This is a genomic window from Acidovorax delafieldii (assembly GCF_007993815.1).
GTDB lineage: Bacteria > Pseudomonadota > Gammaproteobacteria > Burkholderiales > Burkholderiaceae_C > Acidovorax > Acidovorax delafieldii.
Window position 1 is genome coordinate 73053 of record NZ_VJWE01000019.1, and the last position, 18614, is coordinate 91666.

Here is an 18614-nt window from a genome sequence, read left to right on the forward strand (position 1 = left end):
TTTGCCATGACCTCCTCGTCCGTGACCTCCATCCATTCCCGCGATAACACCTTCGTCAAGGATTTGCGCCGTTTGGCCCAGGATACGACGGCGTACCGCAAGCAGGGCCGTGTCTGGCTTGAAGGCGATCATTTGTGCCGCGCTGCGCTCGCACGGGGGCTGCGGGCATCGGTGGCGGTGTTTTCGGAGTCTTTTTGGCCGCAAGCGCAGGTGCAATATGCTGGTGCAGCTACAAAATTCATAGTCCTTGCCGATGCACTTTTTGCGGACGTGAGCGGACTGGAGTCGCCCGCCTCGATGGGCTTTGTCCTGGACTTGCCCGCACCGGCTTCACTCCAGCCCAATGCGCCCACCGTGGTGCTGGACAGGGTGCAGGACGCGGGCAATGTGGGTTCCATCCTGCGCAGCGCCTCGGCGTTCGGATTCCGCCAGGTGGCCGCCATCAAGGGAAGTGCCGCGCTGTGGTCGCCCAAGGTCTTGCGGGCTGGCATGGGGGCGCATTTCGCGCTGGACCTGATCGAGGGGCTGGCGCTGGACGACCTCGTTGCCCTGCAGGTGCCGCTGCTGGTCACCAGCTCGCATGCGGGTGACTTCCTGCACCGCGCCGCCTTGCCCTGGCCATGCGCCTGGGTGATGGGCCACGAAGGGCAGGGCGTCAGCCCGGCTCTGGAAGATAGGGCTTCGTTGCGCATCCGCATCGCCCAGCCCGGCGGCGAGGAGTCGCTGAACGTGGCGGCGGCTGCGGCCATCTGCCTGCACGCGAGCGGAGCAGGGCGCTGATCCTGCCCGCGTCGGCCGCAGTGCCATGGGCGCTCGGGGTGAGCCTTGGTCCTGCAGCTCATAGACGTTGGTATCAGGGTTATGCAAGGCGTGCATTGCAGAGGTGTCAGCGACGGAGGGTATAATCGGGAGCTTTTCTCGCAACAGCGTCGCCCGACCGCACCCAAAGCAACAACCCATCTGAGAGCAGCCATTGGCACCATCGCGCTTCGAGTGTGCGAGTGGTCTGCAGGCGCCGGGCGACCGTAACCATCCGGAGAACCCAGTGCTTTTGTCTCTCAAGGGAAACTTCCCGCCCGCCATCCTGGCGCTCGCAGACGGCACGGTCTTTATCGGTAACTCGATCGGTGCCACCGGCACCACGGTCGGTGAAGTGGTGTTCAACACCGCCATCACCGGCTACCAGGAAATCCTCACCGACCCCAGCTACTGCCAGCAGATCGTCACCCTGACGTATCCGCACATCGGCAATTACGGCGTCAATGCGGAAGACATCGAAGCCGACAAGGTCCATGCTGCAGGCCTGATCATCAAAGACCTGCCCCTTCTGGCCAGCAACTTCCGATCCACCGAAACGCTTTCGCAGTACCTCGTGCGCGAAAAGACGGTGGCCATTGCCAACATCGACACCCGCAAACTCACCCGCCTGCTGCGCGACAAGGGTGCGCAGAACGGCGCCATCCTGGGCCTGGCGGCTGGTGAGGCGGTGACGCAGGCGCGCATCGACGAAGCCCTGGCGGCTGCCAAGGCCGCGCCCAGCATGAAGGGCCTGGACCTCGCCCAGGTGGTGACCACCCCTGCGACCTATACCTGGGACCAGACCGAGTGGAAGCTGGGTGCAGGCTATGGCACACAGGCTGCGCCGCGCTTCCACGTGGTGGCGTACGACTTCGGCGTCAAGAAGAACATCCTGCGCATGCTGGCCGAACGTGGCTGCAAGCTCACCGTGGTGCCCGCCAAGACGCCCGCGGCCGACGTGCTGGCCATGAAGCCGGATGGTGTGTTCCTGTCCAACGGCCCTGGCGACCCAGAGCCCTGCGACTACGCCATCGACGCCACCCGCCAGATCGTTGATGCAGGCGTGCCCACCTTCGGCATCTGTCTGGGCCACCAGATCATGGCACTGGCCAGCGGCGCCAAGACCTTCAAGATGGACAACAGCCACCATGGTGCCAACCACCCGGTGAAGGACCTGGACAACGGCCGCGTGAGCATCACCAGCCAGAACCACGGCTTTGCCGTGGACATGGCCTCGCTGCCCGCCACGCTGCGCCCCACGCACATCAGCCTGTTCGACGGCACGCTGCAAGGGCTGGAACGCACCGACAAGCCTGCGTTCTGCTTCCAGGGCCACCCCGAGGCATCGCCCGGCCCGCACGACATCGCCTACCTGTTTGACCGCTTCACCGCGCTGATGGAGAAGAAATAATGCCAAAGCGCACAGACCTCAAATCGATCCTCATCATTGGCGCCGGCCCGATCATCATCGGCCAGGCTTGCGAGTTCGACTACTCCGGCGTGCAGGCCTGCAAGGCCCTGCGCGAAGAAGGCTACAAGGTCATCCTGATCAACAGCAACCCTGCGACGATCATGACCGACCCGGCCACGGCCGACGTCACCTACATCGAGCCCATCACCTGGCAGACGGTCGAGAAGATCATTGCCAAGGAACGCCCCGACGCCATCCTGCCCACCATGGGCGGCCAGACTGCGCTGAACTGCGCGCTGGACCTGTGGCGCAACGGCGTGCTCGACAAGTACAAGGTCGAGTTGATCGGTGCCACACCCGAAGCCATCGACAAGGCCGAAGACCGCCTGAAGTTCAAGGACGCCATGACCAAGATCGGTCTGGGCTCCGCGCGCTCCGGTATCGCCCACAGCATGGACGAAGCCTGGGCCGTGCAAAAGACCGTGGGTTTCCCCACCGTGATCCGCCCCAGTTTCACGCTGGGCGGTACCGGCGGCGGCATTGCCTACAACCCCGAAGAGTTCGAGACCATCTGCAAGCGCGGCCTGGAAGCCTCGCCCACCAACGAGTTGCTGATTGAAGAGTCGCTGCTCGGCTGGAAGGAGTACGAGATGGAAGTGGTCCGCGACAAGGCGGACAACTGCATCATCATCTGCTCCATCGAGAACCTGGACCCCATGGGGGTGCACACAGGGGACTCGATCACGGTGGCCCCTGCGCAGACGCTGACCGACAAGGAATACCAGATCATGCGCAACGCGTCGCTCGCGGTGCTGCGCGAGATCGGCGTGGACACGGGCGGCTCGAACGTGCAGTTCTCGGTCAACCCGAAGGACGGCCGCATGATCGTCATCGAGATGAACCCGCGCGTGTCGCGTTCGTCGGCGCTGGCCTCCAAGGCCACGGGCTTCCCGATTGCCAAGGTCGCGGCCAAGCTGGCCGTGGGCTATACGCTCGATGAGCTCAAGAACGAAATCACCGGCGGCGCCACGCCTGCCTCGTTCGAGCCTTCGATCGACTACGTGGTCACCAAGATCCCACGTTTTGCGTTCGAGAAATTCCCGACGGCCGACAGCCGCCTGACCACCCAGATGAAGTCCGTGGGCGAGGTCATGGCCATGGGCCGTACCTTCCAGGAGTCCTTCCAGAAAGCCCTGCGCGGTCTGGAAGTGGGCGTGGACGGCATGAACGAAAAGACCCAGGACCGCGAAGTGCTCGAAAAGGAACTGGGCGAGCCCGGTCCCGAGCGCATCTGGTACGTGGGCGACGCTTTTGCCATGGGCCTGTCGGTGGATGAGGTGTACGACCTTACCAAGATCGACAAGTGGTTCCTGGTGCAGATCGAAGAGATCGTGAAAATCGAACTCGAACTCGACCAGCTCGCCGCCGACAAGGGTGATGCGGCATTGGCTACGCTGGATGCCGACACGCTGCGCACGCTCAAGAAGAAGGGCTTCTCCGACCGCCGCCTGGCCAAGCTGCTCAAGACCACCGAGAAATCGGTGCGCGAAGCACGCCGCGCGCTGAACGTTCGCCCCGTGTACAAGCGCGTGGACACCTGTGCTGCCGAGTTCGCCACCAACACGGCCTACATGTATTCGACCTACGAGGAAGAGTGCGAAGCTGCGCCGACGGACAAGAAAAAGATCATGGTGCTGGGGGGTGGCCCGAACCGCATCGGCCAGGGCATCGAGTTCGACTACTGCTGCGTGCATGCCGCACTGGCCATGCGCGAGGATGGCTACGAAACCATCATGGTCAACTGCAACCCTGAAACGGTTTCGACCGACTACGACACCTCCGACCGCCTGTACTTCGAGCCGCTGACGCTGGAAGACGTGCTCGAGATCGTGGACAAGGAAAAGCCACACGGTGTGATCGTGCAGTACGGCGGCCAGACGCCGCTCAAGCTGGCATTGGGCCTGGAAGCTGAAGGCGTACCCATCATCGGCACCAGCCCCGACATGATCGACGCGGCCGAAGACCGCGAGCGTTTCCAGAAGCTGCTGGGGGACCTGGGCCTGCGCCAGCCGCCCAATGCCACGGCGCGTACCGAAGCCGAGGCGTTGGAAAAGGCCGCCACGCTGGGTTACCCCCTGGTGGTGCGCCCCAGCTACGTGCTGGGCGGCCGCGCGATGGAAATCGTGCACGAGCAGCGCGACCTGGAGCGCTACATGCGCGAGGCCGTCAAGGTGAGCAACGACTCGCCCGTGCTGCTCGACCGCTTCCTGAACGACGCCATCGAGTGCGATGTGGATTGCCTGCGCGACCCCGAAGGCAAGACCTTCATCGGTGGCGTGATGGAGCACATCGAACAAGCCGGCGTGCATTCGGGCGACTCGGCCTGCTCGCTGCCGCCGTACTACCTCAAGCAAGCCACCGTGGACGAGCTCAAGCGCCAGTCGGCTGCCATGGCCGAAGGCCTGAATGTGGTGGGCCTGATGAACGTGCAGTTCGCCATTCAGGAAGTGGATGGCAAGGACGTGATCTACGTTCTGGAAGTGAACCCCCGCGCCTCGCGCACGGTGCCGTTTGTCTCCAAGGCCACCGGCATCCAGCTGGCCAAGGTCGCAGCGCGCTGCATGGCGGGCCAGTCGCTGGCTTCGCAGGGCATCACCAAGGAAGTGACACCGCCTTACTTCAGCGTGAAGGAAGCCGTGTTCCCCTTCGTCAAATTCCCGGGCGTGGACACCATCCTCGGCCCCGAGATGAAGTCCACCGGCGAGGTGATGGGCGTGGGCAAGACCTTTGGCGAAGCGTTCGTGAAGAGCCAGCTGGGCGCGGGCACCAAGCTGCCGACGTCGGGCAAGGTGTTCCTCACCGTGAAGAACAACGACAAGCCCCGTGCGGTGGACATTGCCCGCCAGCTGGTGGCGCTCGGCTTCGACCTGGTGGCGACCAAGGGCACGGCTGCGGCCATCGCCGAGGCGGGCGTCCCGGTGGTGGTGGTCAACAAGGTCACGGAAGGCCGTCCGCACATCGTGGACATGATCAAGAACAATGAGATTGTCATGGTCATCAACACGGTGGAAGAGCGCCGCAATGCGATTGCAGACTCGCGCGCGATCCGCACCTCGTCGCTGCTGGCCCGCGTGACCACCTTCACCACCATCTTTGGTGCCGAGGCGGCCGTCGAGGGCATGAAGTACCTGGACAAACTCGACGTGTATTCCGTGCAGGAACTGCACGCTCAACTGGCTGCCTGACCGGGTTTTTGCGGTGGCTTTTGCCGCCGCAAACACGGCATAATTGCAGCCGAACTAACACCGCCGCGCGGCAACGTGCGGCGGTTTCCTTTTGTAGATGTGCCATGTGCACCCGCCAGTGTTTTGCGGGGCGTAGCGTGGCGACAGATCGGTGGAAGTGCATTGCACTTTCACCGTTTTGACTTGTGGAGACTCAATCTCATGGCCACCATTCCAATTACCAAACGCGGCGCCGAAATGCTCAAGGAAGAGCTGCACCGACTCAAGACCGTGGAGCGTCCCGCTGTGATCTCGGCCATTGCCGAAGCGCGTGCGCAGGGCGACCTGAGTGAAAACGCCGATTACGACGCCGCCAAGGACCGCCAGGGCTTTATTGAAGGCCGCATTCAGGAGATCGAGGGCAAGCTCTCGGTGGCCCAGGTCATCGACCCCAGTGCGGTCGATGGCGGCGGCAAGGTGGTGTTTGGTGCTACGGTCGAGCTGGAGGACGAAGAGTCGGGCGACACGGTGAAATACCAGATCGTCGGGGAAGACGAGGCGGACCTCAAGCGAGGCCTGATCAATATTTCCAGCCCCATCGCGCGTGCCCTCATTGGCAAGGAGGAGGGCGACACCGCTGAGGTGCAGGCCCCCGGTGGCATCCGCCGTTATGAAGTGGTGGCGGTCAGCTACCAGTGATGGTGTGATGGCTGCCATGTGGCTGGGCATGCGCCCGCGACTTCCCGTTCTGGTGGCGGCCTTGTGGTGGGGCAGTCTTACCACCATCGGCTTTTTGGTGGTGCCGCTGTTGTTCGCCTATCTGCCATCCCCTTCCCTGGCGGGACAGATGGCGGCCCGGCTGTTTGCGGCGCAAACCTGGGTGGCTGTGGTGTGCTGTGTGGTGCTGCTGCTCCTGTCCAGACCTCGGCATGGGGTGACCCAATATCCGTGGGCACGCGTTGCCATGCTGTTCGTTCTGGGCGGTCTGCTGCTGGCGTTGCTCAACCAGTTTGGTGTGGCGCCCCGCATTGTGGCCCGGCAGGACTTGCGTCTGTGGCACAGCGTGGGGACAGTGATGTACGCGGTGCAATGGGGCTGCGCCTTGGCAGTGTTCTGGCAAACGCTTCGGCCAGGAGCGCACACGGCAGTGGAAGAGCGGTCCGCCAGCGATTGACGGTCAGGCAAGCGACTCGCTGACAGACCTACTGCGGCGTGGACTTTTCTCTTGAGGACAAGCCTGCCCGCCGCCGCGCCTATTCGTGCCAGTGTTCCGCCACCCAGGTAGCTGGACGGATGTAGCGGAAGCGGCGGTTGCGCCTCCCCGCCAGCGCATCCGGGGGATTGCATTCCCCGTGAAAAATCACGATGCGTGCGCCGTCGGGCACAAACGGAGCGCGCCAGTAATTGGTGGGCCACGGCGGTATACCGTGGTACTTGAAACTGGGGCACCATGCAGCGGGCCAGTATTGCAGCTTGCCCTGCTTGTGCAAGAAGTCGGACAGGTAGGCCTGTTCGTTGCGAAACTGTGCGCGGATCTCCGCGAAGTGTTCGCGAAAATACGCCAGCACATCAGGATGGGCGCCAAGCTCGAAGCGGTAGACCGACGAGTTTCCCGTGATGCGCCATGGGCGTTTGTAGTCGTGAATGATCAGGAATTCGCCGGGCTGGGTGAAAAAATCATCCAGGCTGCCGGTGACGACCACATCCACGTCCAGAAACAGGGCGGTGCCCCGCAGGCCATGCAAGTCTGCGCTGAAGGTGGCCAGCTTGGTCCAGCCCCGCTCGGGAATGCCGGGCGGTAGATCCAGTGCAGGAATGGGCAGGCATTGCACTTCGCTACGGATTCCGGTGCTGTCATCGGTGAGGCAGACAAAACGGAAGTCTCCGCTCAGATGCCGGCGCACCATGGCGTACAGCCGGTTGACGTATTCGGGGCCGTATTTCGTGCCCCATTTCATGCAGAGGATGTGGCGCGTTGGCGCCATGCCGGCAGGTGCTGCAATGGTTGCAGATGCTGCTTCAGCGGTCATCAGTCAGCCTGGCGCTTTTTGATGGATTTTTGCTTGGGCTTGGCGCGCTTGATTTGGCCGCCTGACGTGAGGCGCTGGTTGCCGAGCACACGCAACTGCTTGATCTCGGGGCGCTGACCACCCCGTTTGCTGTACTTCAGCACCTTGACATCGCGTGGGCCGGGCATCCGGTCTTCGTCGATGGTTCGCTCTTTGACAGGCTGGGGCCGCCACAGCACCAGCAGTTTGCCGATGTGCTGAATGGGTGCAGCGTTGAGTTCGGCGGTCAGCTCCTGGTACATCAGCTCGCGCGCCACGCGGTCGTCGTTGAAAACACGCACCTTGATCAGGCCATGGGCGTTGAGGGCGGCGTCGATTTCCTTCTTCACGGCAGGGGTGAGGCCATCGCCGCCGATCAGGACCACGGGGTCCAGGTGGTGGGCATTGGCGCGTTGTTCCCGGCGCTCGGCAGGAGTCAGTTGAATTTGGGGCATACCCGTATTATGTCTGCGGCCCGTGGTGGGGTGACTCCACCTCCCGAGTGCGGCAAGGCTTTCAAGTCACCAGCTACAGCGATTGTCGAGAGACAATACCGCCATATGAAAGTCAAAACCCAGAGCAAGAAGGTGAACAAGGCGTGGCTCAACGACCACGTGAACGACACCTATGTCAAATTGGCACAGAAGGAGGGTTACCGCGCCCGTGCCGCCTACAAGCTCAAGGAGATTGACGAGCAACTGGGCCTCATCAAGCCTGGTTATACGGTGGTCGACCTGGGCTCCACACCGGGGGCGTGGAGCCAGTATCTGCGCAGGCGCATGTCGCCCGCGGGCGCCGCTGCGGGGCAGCTCAACGGGGTGATCATTGCGTTGGACATTCTGCCCATGGACCCCATTGAAGGCGTTACCTACTTGAACGGAGACTTTCGCGAGCCCGAGGTGCTGGAGCGCCTGGAGCAGGCGCTCGACGGCCGGGTGGTGGACGTGGTGGTGTCTGACATGGCGCCCAACCTGTCGGGCATCGAGTCGGCCGATGCAGCACGGATTGCGCATTTGGTGGAGTTGGCTGTGGATTTTGCGTGCAACCATTTGAAACCGGAAGGCGCCCTGGTGGTCAAGCTGTTCCATGGCAGCGGATACAGCGATCTGGTCACACTGTTCAAGCAGACCTTCAAGGTCGTCAAACCCTTGAAACCCAAGGCGTCGCGCGACAAGTCGTCAGAAACCTTCCTGGTGGGCATGGGGCTGAAAAAGCAGCCTTTCTAGGCTTGCCTCAGGTCAAGAATCCGTGAACTTTGGCTGCAAAGCCCGTGCTGATTCCATGGGCGTGAGGGGGAATAGAGCTGGTCCCGTGGCTTGAAAGACCTAAAATGGGCCGCACATGCGTGCCATGACGGCAGTGTGTCCGTTTTCTGTTCCCTGCAACTGGAGCCCCGCTTGAACAATCAGTGGTTTTCAAAAATTGCCGTATGGCTGGTTATTGCCATGGTGCTGTTCACGGTGTTCAAGCAGTTTGACACTCGCAGCGGCGCCAGTGCAGGCCACGTCGGGTATTCCGAGTTTCTGGACGAAGTCCGCAATAACCGCATTAAAAGCGCCACCATTCCCGAAGGGCTGAGCGGTGGCGAGATTGTTGCGGTCACCACCGATGATCGCAAGATCCGCACAAACGCTTCGGTGCTGGACCGTGGTCTGGTGGGTGACCTGCTGAATCACAACGTCAAGTTCGACGTGAAGCCTCGTGAGGAAGGCTCCTTGCTCATGACCCTCCTTGTCAGTTGGGGCCCCATGTTGCTGCTGATCGGCGTGTGGGTGTACTTCATGCGCCAGATGCAAGGTGGTGGCAAGGGCGGCGCCTTCAGCTTTGGCAAGAGCAAGGCTCGCATGCTGGACGAGAACAACAACCAGGTCACGTTCGCTGACGTGGCCGGCTGCGACGAGGCCAAGGAAGAAGTCAAGGAAGTGGTGGACTTCCTCAAAGACCCGCAAAAGTTCCAGAAGCTCGGCGGCCGTATTCCCCGTGGCCTGCTGCTGGTGGGGCCTCCCGGTACTGGCAAGACCCTGCTGGCCAAGTCCATCGCTGGCGAAGCCAAGGTGCCGTTCTTCAGCATCTCCGGCTCCGATTTCGTGGAAATGTTCGTTGGCGTGGGCGCGGCGCGCGTGCGCGACATGTTCGACAACGCCAAGAAGAACGCTCCCTGCATCATCTTCATCGATGAAATCGACGCGGTGGGCCGCCAGCGTGGCGCTGGCCTGGGCGGTGGTAACGACGAGCGCGAGCAGACCCTGAACCAAATGCTGGTCGAGATGGACGGCTTTGAAACCAACCTGGGCGTGATCGTCGTGGCAGCCACCAACCGCCCTGACATTCTGGACGCCGCCCTGCTGCGTCCAGGACGTTTTGACCGCCAGGTGTATGTGACGCTGCCCGACATCCGTGGCCGCGAGCAGATCCTGAACGTGCACATGCGCAAGATCCCGATTGGTCAGGATGTGGCGCCTGGCATCATCGCCCGTGGTACCCCCGGCATGAGTGGTGCCGACTTGGCCAACCTGTGTAATGAAGCCGCCCTGATGGCTGCCCGCCGCAATGCGCGCACCGTGGAGATGCAGGACTTCGAGAAGGCCAAGGACAAGATCCTCATGGGCCCCGAGCGCAAGAGTATGGTCATGCCCGAGGAAGAACGCCGCAACACGGCTTACCACGAGTCAGGCCATGCGCTGATCGGCAAGTTGCTGCCCAAGTGCGACCCCGTGCACAAGGTCACCATCATTCCCCGCGGCCGTGCTCTGGGCGTGACGATGAGCCTGCCCGCGCAGGACCGTTACAGCTATGACCGCGAATACATGCTCAACCAGATCAGCATGCTGTTCGGTGGCCGCATTGCCGAAGAAGTGTTCATGAACCAGATGACCACCGGCGCCAGCAACGACTTCGAGCGCGCGACCCACATCGCCCGCGACATGGTCACGCGCTACGGCATGACCGATGCCCTGGGGCCGATGGTTTACGCCGAGAACGAAGGCGAAGTGTTCCTGGGCCGCTCGGTCACCAAGACCACCACCATGAGCGAACAGACCATGGAAAAGGTGGACATGGAAGTGCGCCGCATCATCGACGAGCAGTACAACCTCGCCCGCCGCCTGATCGAAGAGAACAGTGACAAGATGCACGCCATGGCCAAGGCCTTGCTCGAATGGGAAACCATCGATACCGAACAGTTGGACGACATCATGGCGGGCAAGGAACCTCGTCCTCCCAAGGACTGGACGCCACGCACCCCTCCCTCTGGTGGTGATAACTCCAGTGGCGGCACTCCAGCTGTAGCCACGGACACTGCACCGACGGCAGCCTGACCGGGCTCGCGGTCCAGCCGTTTGAACGGGGCCTTGTGCCCCGTTTTTCATGGGGGCCATCGGTTTTTTTCTTGCGGAATGCTTTGTCGAGCCGCTATTTCGAAATCTGCACGGGTGTGATCGGCATGATCTGGCAAACCTCTCGCTTCGCAATTGACTTGGTCCGTCCCCAGGTCATGGGCATCGTCAACGTCACTCCTGATTCTTTCTCCGACGGTGGGCGCCATGGCTCCACGGCTGCTGCGCTACGGCATTGCGAACAGCTGTTGAAAGAGGGCGCAGATATTTTGGATATCGGTGGTGAGTCCACTCGCCCGGGCAGCCCTGCTGTGCCGCTGGATGAGGAGCTGTCTCGTGTCGTTCCCTTGGTGCGTGAGGCTGTGGCGCTGGATGTCCCGATTTCGGTGGACACCTACAAGCCGGAGGTCATGCGCGCTGTGCTGGATCTGGGGGCTGACATCGTCAACGACATCTGGGCCCTGCGGCAGCCAGCAGCTGCGGCAGTGGTGGCTGCGTACCCGCAGTGTGGTGTGTGCCTGATGCATATGCACCGCGACCCGCAGACCATGCAACAGGCGCCTATGGGGGGTGATGTGGTACCTCAGGTGCTATCATTTTTGCAGCTGCAGGCGCATAATCTACTAGCGCTTGGGGTCGAAAAGGCTCGTATCCTGCTGGATGCGGGCATTGGTTTCGGCAAAACGGTGGAACAGAACTTTGCGTTGCTGGCACGACAGTCCGAGCTATTGGCAGCTGGCTACCCGCTGCTGGCGGGATGGTCGCGCAAGTCATCGCTGGGCACGATCACAGGGCTGGAGGTGAGCCAACGCATGGTACCCAGTGTGGCCGCCGCTTTGCTCGCGGTGGAGCGGGGCGCGTCGGTAGTGCGTGTGCACGATGTACGCGAGACGGTGGCGGCACTGGCAGTGTGGTCTGCGATGCAGCGATCTGGCTGAGGGGCCAGTGATTCGAGAGCAGGTAGTGGGGCGCCAAGTCCTCGCCTTTGACAACAACATACTGAGATCCGTACGAGGAGACGCCAGAACATGACACGCCAATACTTTGGAACCGACGGCATCCGCGGCACTGTGGGGCAGCCGCCCATCACACCGGATTTTGTGCTGCGCCTTGCCCATGCCGTGGGCCGTGTGTTACGCCGCACGGAAGAGCGACCCACAGTGTTGATCGGCAAGGACACCCGCATCTCGGGCTACATGCTTGAAAGCGCGCTGGAGTCTGGCTTCAACTCGGCAGGGGTGGATGTGGTGCTGCTGGGGCCGTTGCCCACGCCAGGCGTGGCTTACCTGACCCGCGCCCAGCGCGCCAGTCTGGGCGTGGTCATCAGCGCCAGCCATAACGCCTACCCTGACAACGGCATCAAGTTCTTCAGTGCGCAAGGTACCAAGCTGTCGGACGCCTGGGAGCTGGCGGTGGAGGTCGCACTGGCCGAACCACCCGTCTGGGTCGATTCGGCCAGCCTGGGCAAGGCGCGGCGCCTAGATGATGCGGCCGGGCGCTACATCGAGTTTTGCAAGAGCACGTTTCCCCAGGACCTGACGCTCAAGGGCCTGAAGATAGTGGTGGACGCTGCCCACGGAGCCGCCTACCAGGTGGCGCCCAAGGTATTCCACGAGCTGGGTGCGGAAGTGCTGTCGATTGGCTGCGCACCCGACGGCCTCAACATCAACCACGAGGTCGGTGCGACACACCCCGACGCGTTGGTGCGCGCTGTGCGCGCGAACCGTGCCGACTATGGCATTGCCCTGGATGGGGATGCAGACCGGCTGCAGATTGTGGACGCCACTGGGCGGCTGTACAACGGTGACGAGCTGCTGTACCTGATGGCGGCAGACCGCATGGGCCGTGACGAGCACGTGCCTGGCGTGGTGGGCACGCTGATGACCAACATGGCGGTAGAGGTGGCGCTACTGGCCAAGGGAGTGAAGTTTGTACGCGCCAAGGTCGGTGACCGGTACGTACTGGAAGAACTGGCGCGCCACCACTGGGTGTTGGGCGGGGAGGGGTCCGGGCATCTGCTGGCCCTGGACCGACACACCACCGGCGACGGTTTGGTCAGTGCCCTGCAGGTGCTGCAGGCTTGTGTGCGCAGCGGCCGCACGCTGGCGCAGCTGCTGGCAGGCATCACGCTCTACCCGCAGGTCTTGCTCAACGTCCGACTGGCGCCAGGGCAGGACTGGAAGGCCAACCGTTTACTGGCAGAGGCCACGCAGGCGGTGGAGCAGCAGTTGGGCTCCTCGGGCCGCGTGCTGATCCGCGCCAGTGGCACCGAGCCTCTGCTGCGTGTGATGGTGGAGGCGCGCGACGCGCAGTTGGCCAGCTCTTGCGCTCAGCGCCTGGCCGACGCAGCCCGCGCGGGTTGAGGTCTTGGTCTATCGGCGGAGCGCAGCAGCGTCCGTCGCGCTGGAAGGGGTCTTGAGGCCGCTCAGTGTGCTGGTGTGTGTTGCCGCATGAAGCGTTCCAGCTGCTCCGCGGGCAGTGGCGTGCTGAAGTGGTAGCCCTGCGCTTCGTCGCAACCTTGTTCGTGTAAAAAGGCCAGTTGCCCCTCGGTTTCCACACCTTCGGCGGTAGTACGCATGCCCAGCGCCTGCGCCATGCGGATGATGGCGCTGACGATGGCGCGGTCGTTGCTGTCGTTGCCCAAGTCGCGCACAAAGGATTGATCGATCTTGAGCTTGAAGATCTGGAACCGCTTGAGTTGGCTGAGTGACGAATAGCCCGTGCCGAAGTCGTCCATCGACATCCGCACTCCACGCGCATGCAACTGGTCCATGGTGGCCACCGCCGCATGGGGGTCGTCCACTGCCACCCCCTCCGTCAGTTCCAGTTCCAGCGAATCGGGGGGCAGGTCAAACTCCGCGAGCACCCGGCTCACCAGCTCTGGCAGCTGTGGCTGGCGAAATTGAATGGCTGACAGGTTCACTGCCATTGTGAGTTCGGGAAACCCGCAGCTGCGCCATGCCTTGAGCTGGGCCAGCGCTGTGCGCAGCACCCACTCGCCGATCTGCAGAATCTGGCCGCTGTCTTCGGCGATGGGGATGAACTCTCCCGGAGAAATCGCACCGAGCTGGGGGTGTTGCCAGCGCAGCAGGGCTTCCACACTGCGCACAGTACCTGTGGCCAGGTTCATCTGTGGCTGGTAGTGCAGGTGGAACTGTTCGCGCTCCAGCGCACGGCGCAATGCGTTTTCGAGCTGCAGGGCCCGTACCGACTGGGCCTGCATCTCGGGGGTAAAGAAGCGAAAGGTGTTGCGTCCGTCCAGCTTGGCGCGGTACATGGCCACGTCTGCCGACTGGGTCAAAGTATCGAAATCGTGTCCGTCCTGGGGGAACAGCGCAATGCCCATCGACGGGGCCATGGTCAGCTCGTGGTGATCGATCTGGTACGGCTGACGGGATGCCTCCTGCAACTTGCTGGCAACCCGGGCTGCACCCCGTGCATCGGCGCCTGGCAAAAGCAGGATGAACTCATCCCCTCCCAGGCGCGACACCGTGTCCTTGTCGCGCACCACCGCACGCAGGCGCTTGGCAATTTCGACCAGCAGCACATCGCCCACCCGGTGGCCCAGAGAGTCGTTCACATGCTTGAAGTGATCCAGGTCCAGGAAGATGACGGCCAGCGGCGTCTGGTTCTCCTGCGCCACCCGAATGGCCTGCTGCGCACGTTCTGCCAGCAGGGCCCGGTTGGGCAGACCGGTCAACGCATCGTAGTGGGCCAACCAGTAAATGCGCTCTTGGTCGGCCTTGCGGTCATTGATTTCACGGTGCAGGTTTTCCACTGTCTCGCGCAGCTCGCGCGTGCGGTCTTGCACCTGCCGCTCCAGCTCCTCATGGGCCTGGGCCAGCACCGCCTGCGCGCGTTTGCGGTCGGTGATGTCCATGGTGATCCAGATGGTCCCCTGGGCAGGGTCGGCGGGATCGATGCATTTGCTGCGTACTTCGCAAATCACAGGGGTGCCGTCCTTGCGGCATAGCTCCACCTCGCCCTCGTACGACTGTCCGGCCACCAGCGAGGGGTAGCAGCGGTCGCCCACTTCTTGCCAGGCAGCATCGCTGGCGTACCAGCGACGCGACGAGCTGCCAATGAGTTCGCCCGGATCAAAGCCCAGCATCTGCTCAAAATGGTGGTTGCAGCGGGTCAGATGCCGGTCTCGCAGAAAGACGATGCCGACCATCGCGCTGTCAAACAGCAACTGCTTTTCCCGCACAGCAGCATTCAGCGCGGCGTGGGCACGCTTTTGCTCATCGATGTCGTCCACGATCCAGATCGAGCCTTCTCCGGTGTCGTGCGGATTGATCAGGCGCCCCGTGAGACTGCCCCAGAATAGTGTGCCGCCCTGACGACGCAACTGGCGTTCAATCCGGAATGACTGCCCCTGGGCCAGCGCGGGATAAGCCGTGCGCCCGAGGTCGCGGAATGCATCCCGGTCTGGATAGAAGGCTTCGGTGTTGAGCCCTACCAAGTGGGCGGGGCTGGCATAGCCAAAGATTTCGGCATACCGCTGGTTGCAGCGCACCACGCTGCGCTGGCGCAGGAACACGATACCCACTCCCGCGCTGTCCAGGAGGGTTTGTTGTTCACGCAAGGTGCGTTGCAGGGGGGTGTCAGGGGGCACTCCGGCGCGCTGCGAGGGCGGAGTGCTGAACAGCGAATACATAAGACCAGAACAGGCGGCAGGGCCAGACGGCCTCAGAAAATTGTGCCAAAGTGTAGCAGCGGCAGCTTACAAGCCGTTTGAGGGTATGCCTCAGGTACTGCGCTGCAGGTTCTGCCGTACGGCTGATGCAAGTGCAGTCGCCAGGAGCTCTGGCGCGAGAGGGTGCAGAGACGCGTTGCCCGGCGTTTTTAGCGTCCCAAGTGTTCCCGCAGATAGGCCTCAAAGGCATCGGCTGCCAGGGGGCGACTGAACAGGTAACCCTGGCCTTCGTCGCAGCCCTGCGCGCGCAGAAACTCCAGCTGGCCATCGGTCTCCACCCCCTCGGCGGTCGTCTGCATGCCCAAGGCCTGCGCCATGCGGATGATGGCGCTGACAATGGCCCGGTCATTGGCGTCGTCGTCCAGGTCGCGCACAAACGACTGGTCGATCTTGAGCTTGTAGATCTGGAAGCGCTTGAGGTAGCTCAACGACGAATATCCCGTGCCAAAGTCATCCATCGACAGCCGGACGCCCCGGTCATGCAATTGGTCCATCATGGCCAGTGCAGCAGCGGGGTCGTCTACCGCAGCCCCCTCGGTCAGTTCCAGCTCCAGCCGACGCGCAGGCAGTCCGGCTTGTTGCAGGCAGCGTGTCACCATCTCGGGCAACTGAGGGTGACGGAACTGCACCGCCGACAGATTGACTGACACAGCCCGCAGTGGCAATTGAAGGTCCAGCCAGCGCTTGGCGTCATGCACGGCAGTGTTCAGCACCCACTCGCCAATTGCGACGATCATGCCGCTGCTTTCTGCCACAGGGATGAACTCCGCCGGGGACACCATGCCCAGCTCGGGGTGGCTCCAGCGCAGCAGCGCCTCGGCACCGACCACTTGGCGCGTGGTGAGTGACACCTGGGGTTGGTAGTGCAGCTCGAACTGGTTGCGTTCCAGTGCCCGGCGCAGTGCGTTTTCGATCTGCAAGGCTCGGGCGGTCCGTGCCTCCAGGTCGGCGGTGAAAAAGCCAAAGCGGTTGCGTCCGCTTTGCTTGGCACGGTACATGGCGGCATCAGCGCGCTGGTACAGGGTGTCGAACGAGTCTCCGTCCGCCGGATACATGGCAATGCCTACGGACAGGGTGGTGGTGAGTTCGTAAGGCTCCACCTGAAACGGCTGCGCCACGGCCATCAGCAAACGGTTGGCTACGTCGGCCGCCTGCAGGGCCGAGGCAGCGGGTAGCAGCAGCAAAAATTCATCCCCTCCCAGGCGCGATACGGTGTCCTGTGTGCCCAGCAGGGACTCCAGCCGTCGCGCTACTGCCACCAGCAGGATGTCGCCAATGCGGTGCCCCAGCGAGTCGTTGACGTTCTTGAAGTGGTCCAGGTCCAGGAACAGCAAGGCCAGCGTTCCGCCCCGCGCTTGCTCTTGTTCGATGTGGCGTTGGGCGCGCTCTGCCAGGAGCGCACGGTTGGGCAGGTCAGTGAGGGGGTCGAAATGCGCGAGGCGCTGGATGCGGTCCTGAGCCTCGCGTTGCAGGGTGATGTCGCGGAACAGCGTGATGGAGTGGGTGGTGCTGCCATTGCCATCGCGCACGCGGCTGACGGACAGCCACTGGGGGTAGGTCGATCCGTCCTTGCGGCGGCCCCAGGCTTCGCCTTCCCAGTGCCCTTCTTTGGTGAGATGGGTGTACACCAGGTCGGCGTCGAAGTCTCGGGTGGACTCTGCCACCGTGAGCAGGCGCATCGACTGACCTACGGCCTCCGCTTCGGAGTAGCCGGTGATGCGGCTGAATGCCCGGTTGATGCGCACGATGGTCTGGGCCGCATCGGCAATCACGATGGCCTCGCCGCTCTGGTCAAACACCTGGGCCGTCAACTGCAGTTGTTCTTGCGACCGCTTGCGTTCTGAAATGTCGCGGGACAGCACGATGAACCTGGGTTTTCCTCCCGCTGATCCCGCCTTGCGGGCCGCAGAAAGTTCGAACCAGGTGGCCCCCAGGCCAGGCAGGTCCAGCATGATCTGGCGTCCAGTGGACCATCCCTGGGATTGCGCTTCATTGAGCACATCCATCACCGTCAGTGCAGCCAGGGCAGGTAACACCTCGGTGACATTGCGGCCGATCAATTGCTCAGCAGGGCCCATGAGCAACTCGGCACGAGGGCTGTGCACGCTGCAATAGCGGCCGTCCTGGTCGATTTCAAACAACGGATCGGGAATTGCATCGATGGTGGCGCGCAGCTGCTGCTGTGTGGCCTGGATCTCGGAGGTCCGCTGGGCCACCTGTGTCGCCAGACCGCGCTCGTGCACCTTCAATTCGACCAGCAAGCGCGCCAGGTAGCCCATCAGCAACGCAAACAGCAAGCCCAAGGCACAGCGCAGAGCCAGCACACCTGGCGCGCCCCATCCCTTGGCGGGTGTCAGGCTGAGCGTCCACTGGCCATTGGGCAGGGTCAGGGACCGGCCAACAGCGTCACCGGTGGGCGGAGGGTCAGACGTCGCGATGGTCTGCTCCTGGTTGTTATCCGGGCGGACACGCCACAATCGATAGTGAAAACCCCGTTCCTTGAGCTGGGGCAACCGGGCGGTGGCCAGCACCTCGGGCAGACGGATGGTGACGTAAGTAAAACCCCAGAAGCTCCGGCGCCCCAGGTCATCTTCCAGGTACACCGGTTGGCGCCCCACGACGCCCAGGCCGCCCTGGACCAGCTCCATGGGCCCCGCCAGCGTCAACACGCCGGACTCGCGGGCACGCGCGGACTCCGCCCCTTGGCGGGGGTCGTTGAGCTGGTCAAAACCAATCGAATTTTCGTTGCCTGCACGGGGAACAACCTGCTGCACTACCCCTCCCGGGGACAGGCCCATGGCCGCGATGCCCGGGTAGAAAGGCAGCATCTGCACGCCGATTTCTTCGAACTGGGGAACGTTCCCGTGGCCCTGGCGCACCAGCGCCACCAAAGTGTTGTTGGCCGACAGTGCCAACTCGATGGCGCGCTGCAGGGCCTGGACATGATCGCCCGCCACATCGGCGGCTTGGGTGCGCTGCTGCGCACGTTCCTGGCGTTCCAGCGTCCAGATCAAAGCACCAGCGCAGGCGGCTGCCAGCACAAACACAGCCACAAAGGCTGCGATGGGGCTGCGTGTGGGGGGCAGGGCGGGGGACGGCACG

13 protein-coding genes are annotated in these 18614 nt (G+C 62.9%); 9 read left to right on the forward strand and 4 right to left on the reverse strand.

Features of this window, described 5'->3' with window-relative positions; genetic code table 11:
* The first annotated feature begins 6 nt into the window (after nucleotides 1-6).
* The 5 genes from ATF69_RS22365 to ATF69_RS22385 all read left to right on the forward strand — a co-directional run bounded on the left by ATF69_RS22365 (nucleotide 7) and on the right by ATF69_RS22385 (nucleotide 6607).
* A complete protein-coding gene (locus tag ATF69_RS22365; protein ID WP_056743611.1) occupies nucleotides 7-780 on the forward strand; it encodes a TrmH family RNA methyltransferase in 774 nt (257 codons plus the stop codon).
* A 265-nt stretch (nucleotides 781-1045) separates the two neighbouring features.
* Complete coding sequence (gene carA, locus ATF69_RS22370; protein WP_056743608.1) at nucleotides 1046-2209, forward strand: glutamine-hydrolyzing carbamoyl-phosphate synthase small subunit; 1164 nt, start codon at nucleotides 1046-1048, stop codon at nucleotides 2207-2209.
* Nucleotides 2209-5454 carry a carbamoyl-phosphate synthase large subunit gene (gene carB, locus ATF69_RS22375; RefSeq protein ID WP_116749504.1) on the forward strand — a complete coding sequence of 1082 codons (3246 nt, stop codon included), beginning with the start codon at nucleotides 2209-2211 and terminating at the stop codon, nucleotides 5452-5454. The genes carA and carB overlap by 1 nt, the downstream gene beginning before the upstream one ends.
* 201 nt (nucleotides 5455-5655) lie before the next feature.
* Nucleotides 5656-6132, forward strand: coding sequence for a transcription elongation factor GreA (greA, locus tag ATF69_RS22380; protein ID WP_056067220.1), 477 nt, complete (start codon nucleotides 5656-5658; stop codon nucleotides 6130-6132).
* Nucleotides 6133-6160: 28 nt separating this feature from the next.
* Complete coding sequence (locus tag ATF69_RS22385; protein WP_146872415.1) at nucleotides 6161-6607, forward strand: DUF4149 domain-containing protein; 447 nt, start codon at nucleotides 6161-6163, stop codon at nucleotides 6605-6607.
* 79 nt (nucleotides 6608-6686) lie between these two features.
* On the opposite strand, the gene ATF69_RS22390 is transcribed toward ATF69_RS22385, so the two are convergent.
* Together ATF69_RS22390 and ATF69_RS22395 are read right to left on the reverse strand one after the other, a co-directional pair.
* Nucleotides 6687-7418, reverse strand: a complete 732-nt coding sequence (locus tag ATF69_RS22390; RefSeq protein ID WP_369882150.1) for a glycosyltransferase — start codon at nucleotides 7416-7418, stop codon at nucleotides 6687-6689.
* A 44-nt stretch (nucleotides 7419-7462) separates the two neighbouring features.
* On the reverse strand, nucleotides 7463-7936 hold the full coding sequence (locus tag ATF69_RS22395) for a YhbY family RNA-binding protein (protein WP_056067223.1): 474 nt from the start codon (nucleotides 7934-7936) through the stop codon (nucleotides 7463-7465).
* Nucleotides 7937-8041: 105 nt separating this feature from the next.
* Between ATF69_RS22395 and ATF69_RS22400 the strand changes: the two genes are divergently transcribed.
* The 4 genes from ATF69_RS22400 to glmM all read left to right on the forward strand — a co-directional run bounded on the left by ATF69_RS22400 (nucleotide 8042) and on the right by glmM (nucleotide 13179).
* Nucleotides 8042-8707 (forward strand): RlmE family RNA methyltransferase, encoded by a 666-nt coding sequence (locus ATF69_RS22400; RefSeq protein WP_146872340.1) that lies wholly within the window; start codon nucleotides 8042-8044, stop codon nucleotides 8705-8707.
* A gap of 171 nt (nucleotides 8708-8878) precedes the next feature.
* Complete coding sequence (ftsH, locus tag ATF69_RS22405) at nucleotides 8879-10798, forward strand: ATP-dependent zinc metalloprotease FtsH (protein WP_056067227.1); 1920 nt, start codon at nucleotides 8879-8881, stop codon at nucleotides 10796-10798.
* A 125-nt stretch (nucleotides 10799-10923) separates the two neighbouring features.
* Entirely contained in the window at nucleotides 10924-11754 is an 831-nt protein-coding gene (gene folP / locus ATF69_RS22410) for a dihydropteroate synthase (protein WP_146872341.1), read from the forward strand.
* 90 nt (nucleotides 11755-11844) lie between these two features.
* The gene (gene glmM / locus ATF69_RS22415) at nucleotides 11845-13179 is read left to right on the forward strand and encodes a phosphoglucosamine mutase (protein ID WP_146872342.1); all 1335 of its coding nucleotides are present in this window, start codon (nucleotides 11845-11847) and stop codon (nucleotides 13177-13179) included.
* Between the two features lie 62 nt (nucleotides 13180-13241).
* Here the strand turns inward: glmM and ATF69_RS22420 are convergent, their stop codons facing one another.
* A complete protein-coding gene (locus ATF69_RS22420; protein ID WP_146872343.1) occupies nucleotides 13242-15473 on the reverse strand; it encodes an EAL domain-containing protein in 2232 nt (743 codons plus the stop codon).
* Between the two features lie 188 nt (nucleotides 15474-15661).
* Nucleotides 15662-18613 (reverse strand): bifunctional diguanylate cyclase/phosphodiesterase, encoded by a 2952-nt coding sequence (locus ATF69_RS22425; RefSeq protein WP_146872344.1) that lies wholly within the window; start codon nucleotides 18611-18613, stop codon nucleotides 15662-15664.
* Between the last annotated feature and the right edge of the window lies 1 nt (nucleotide 18614).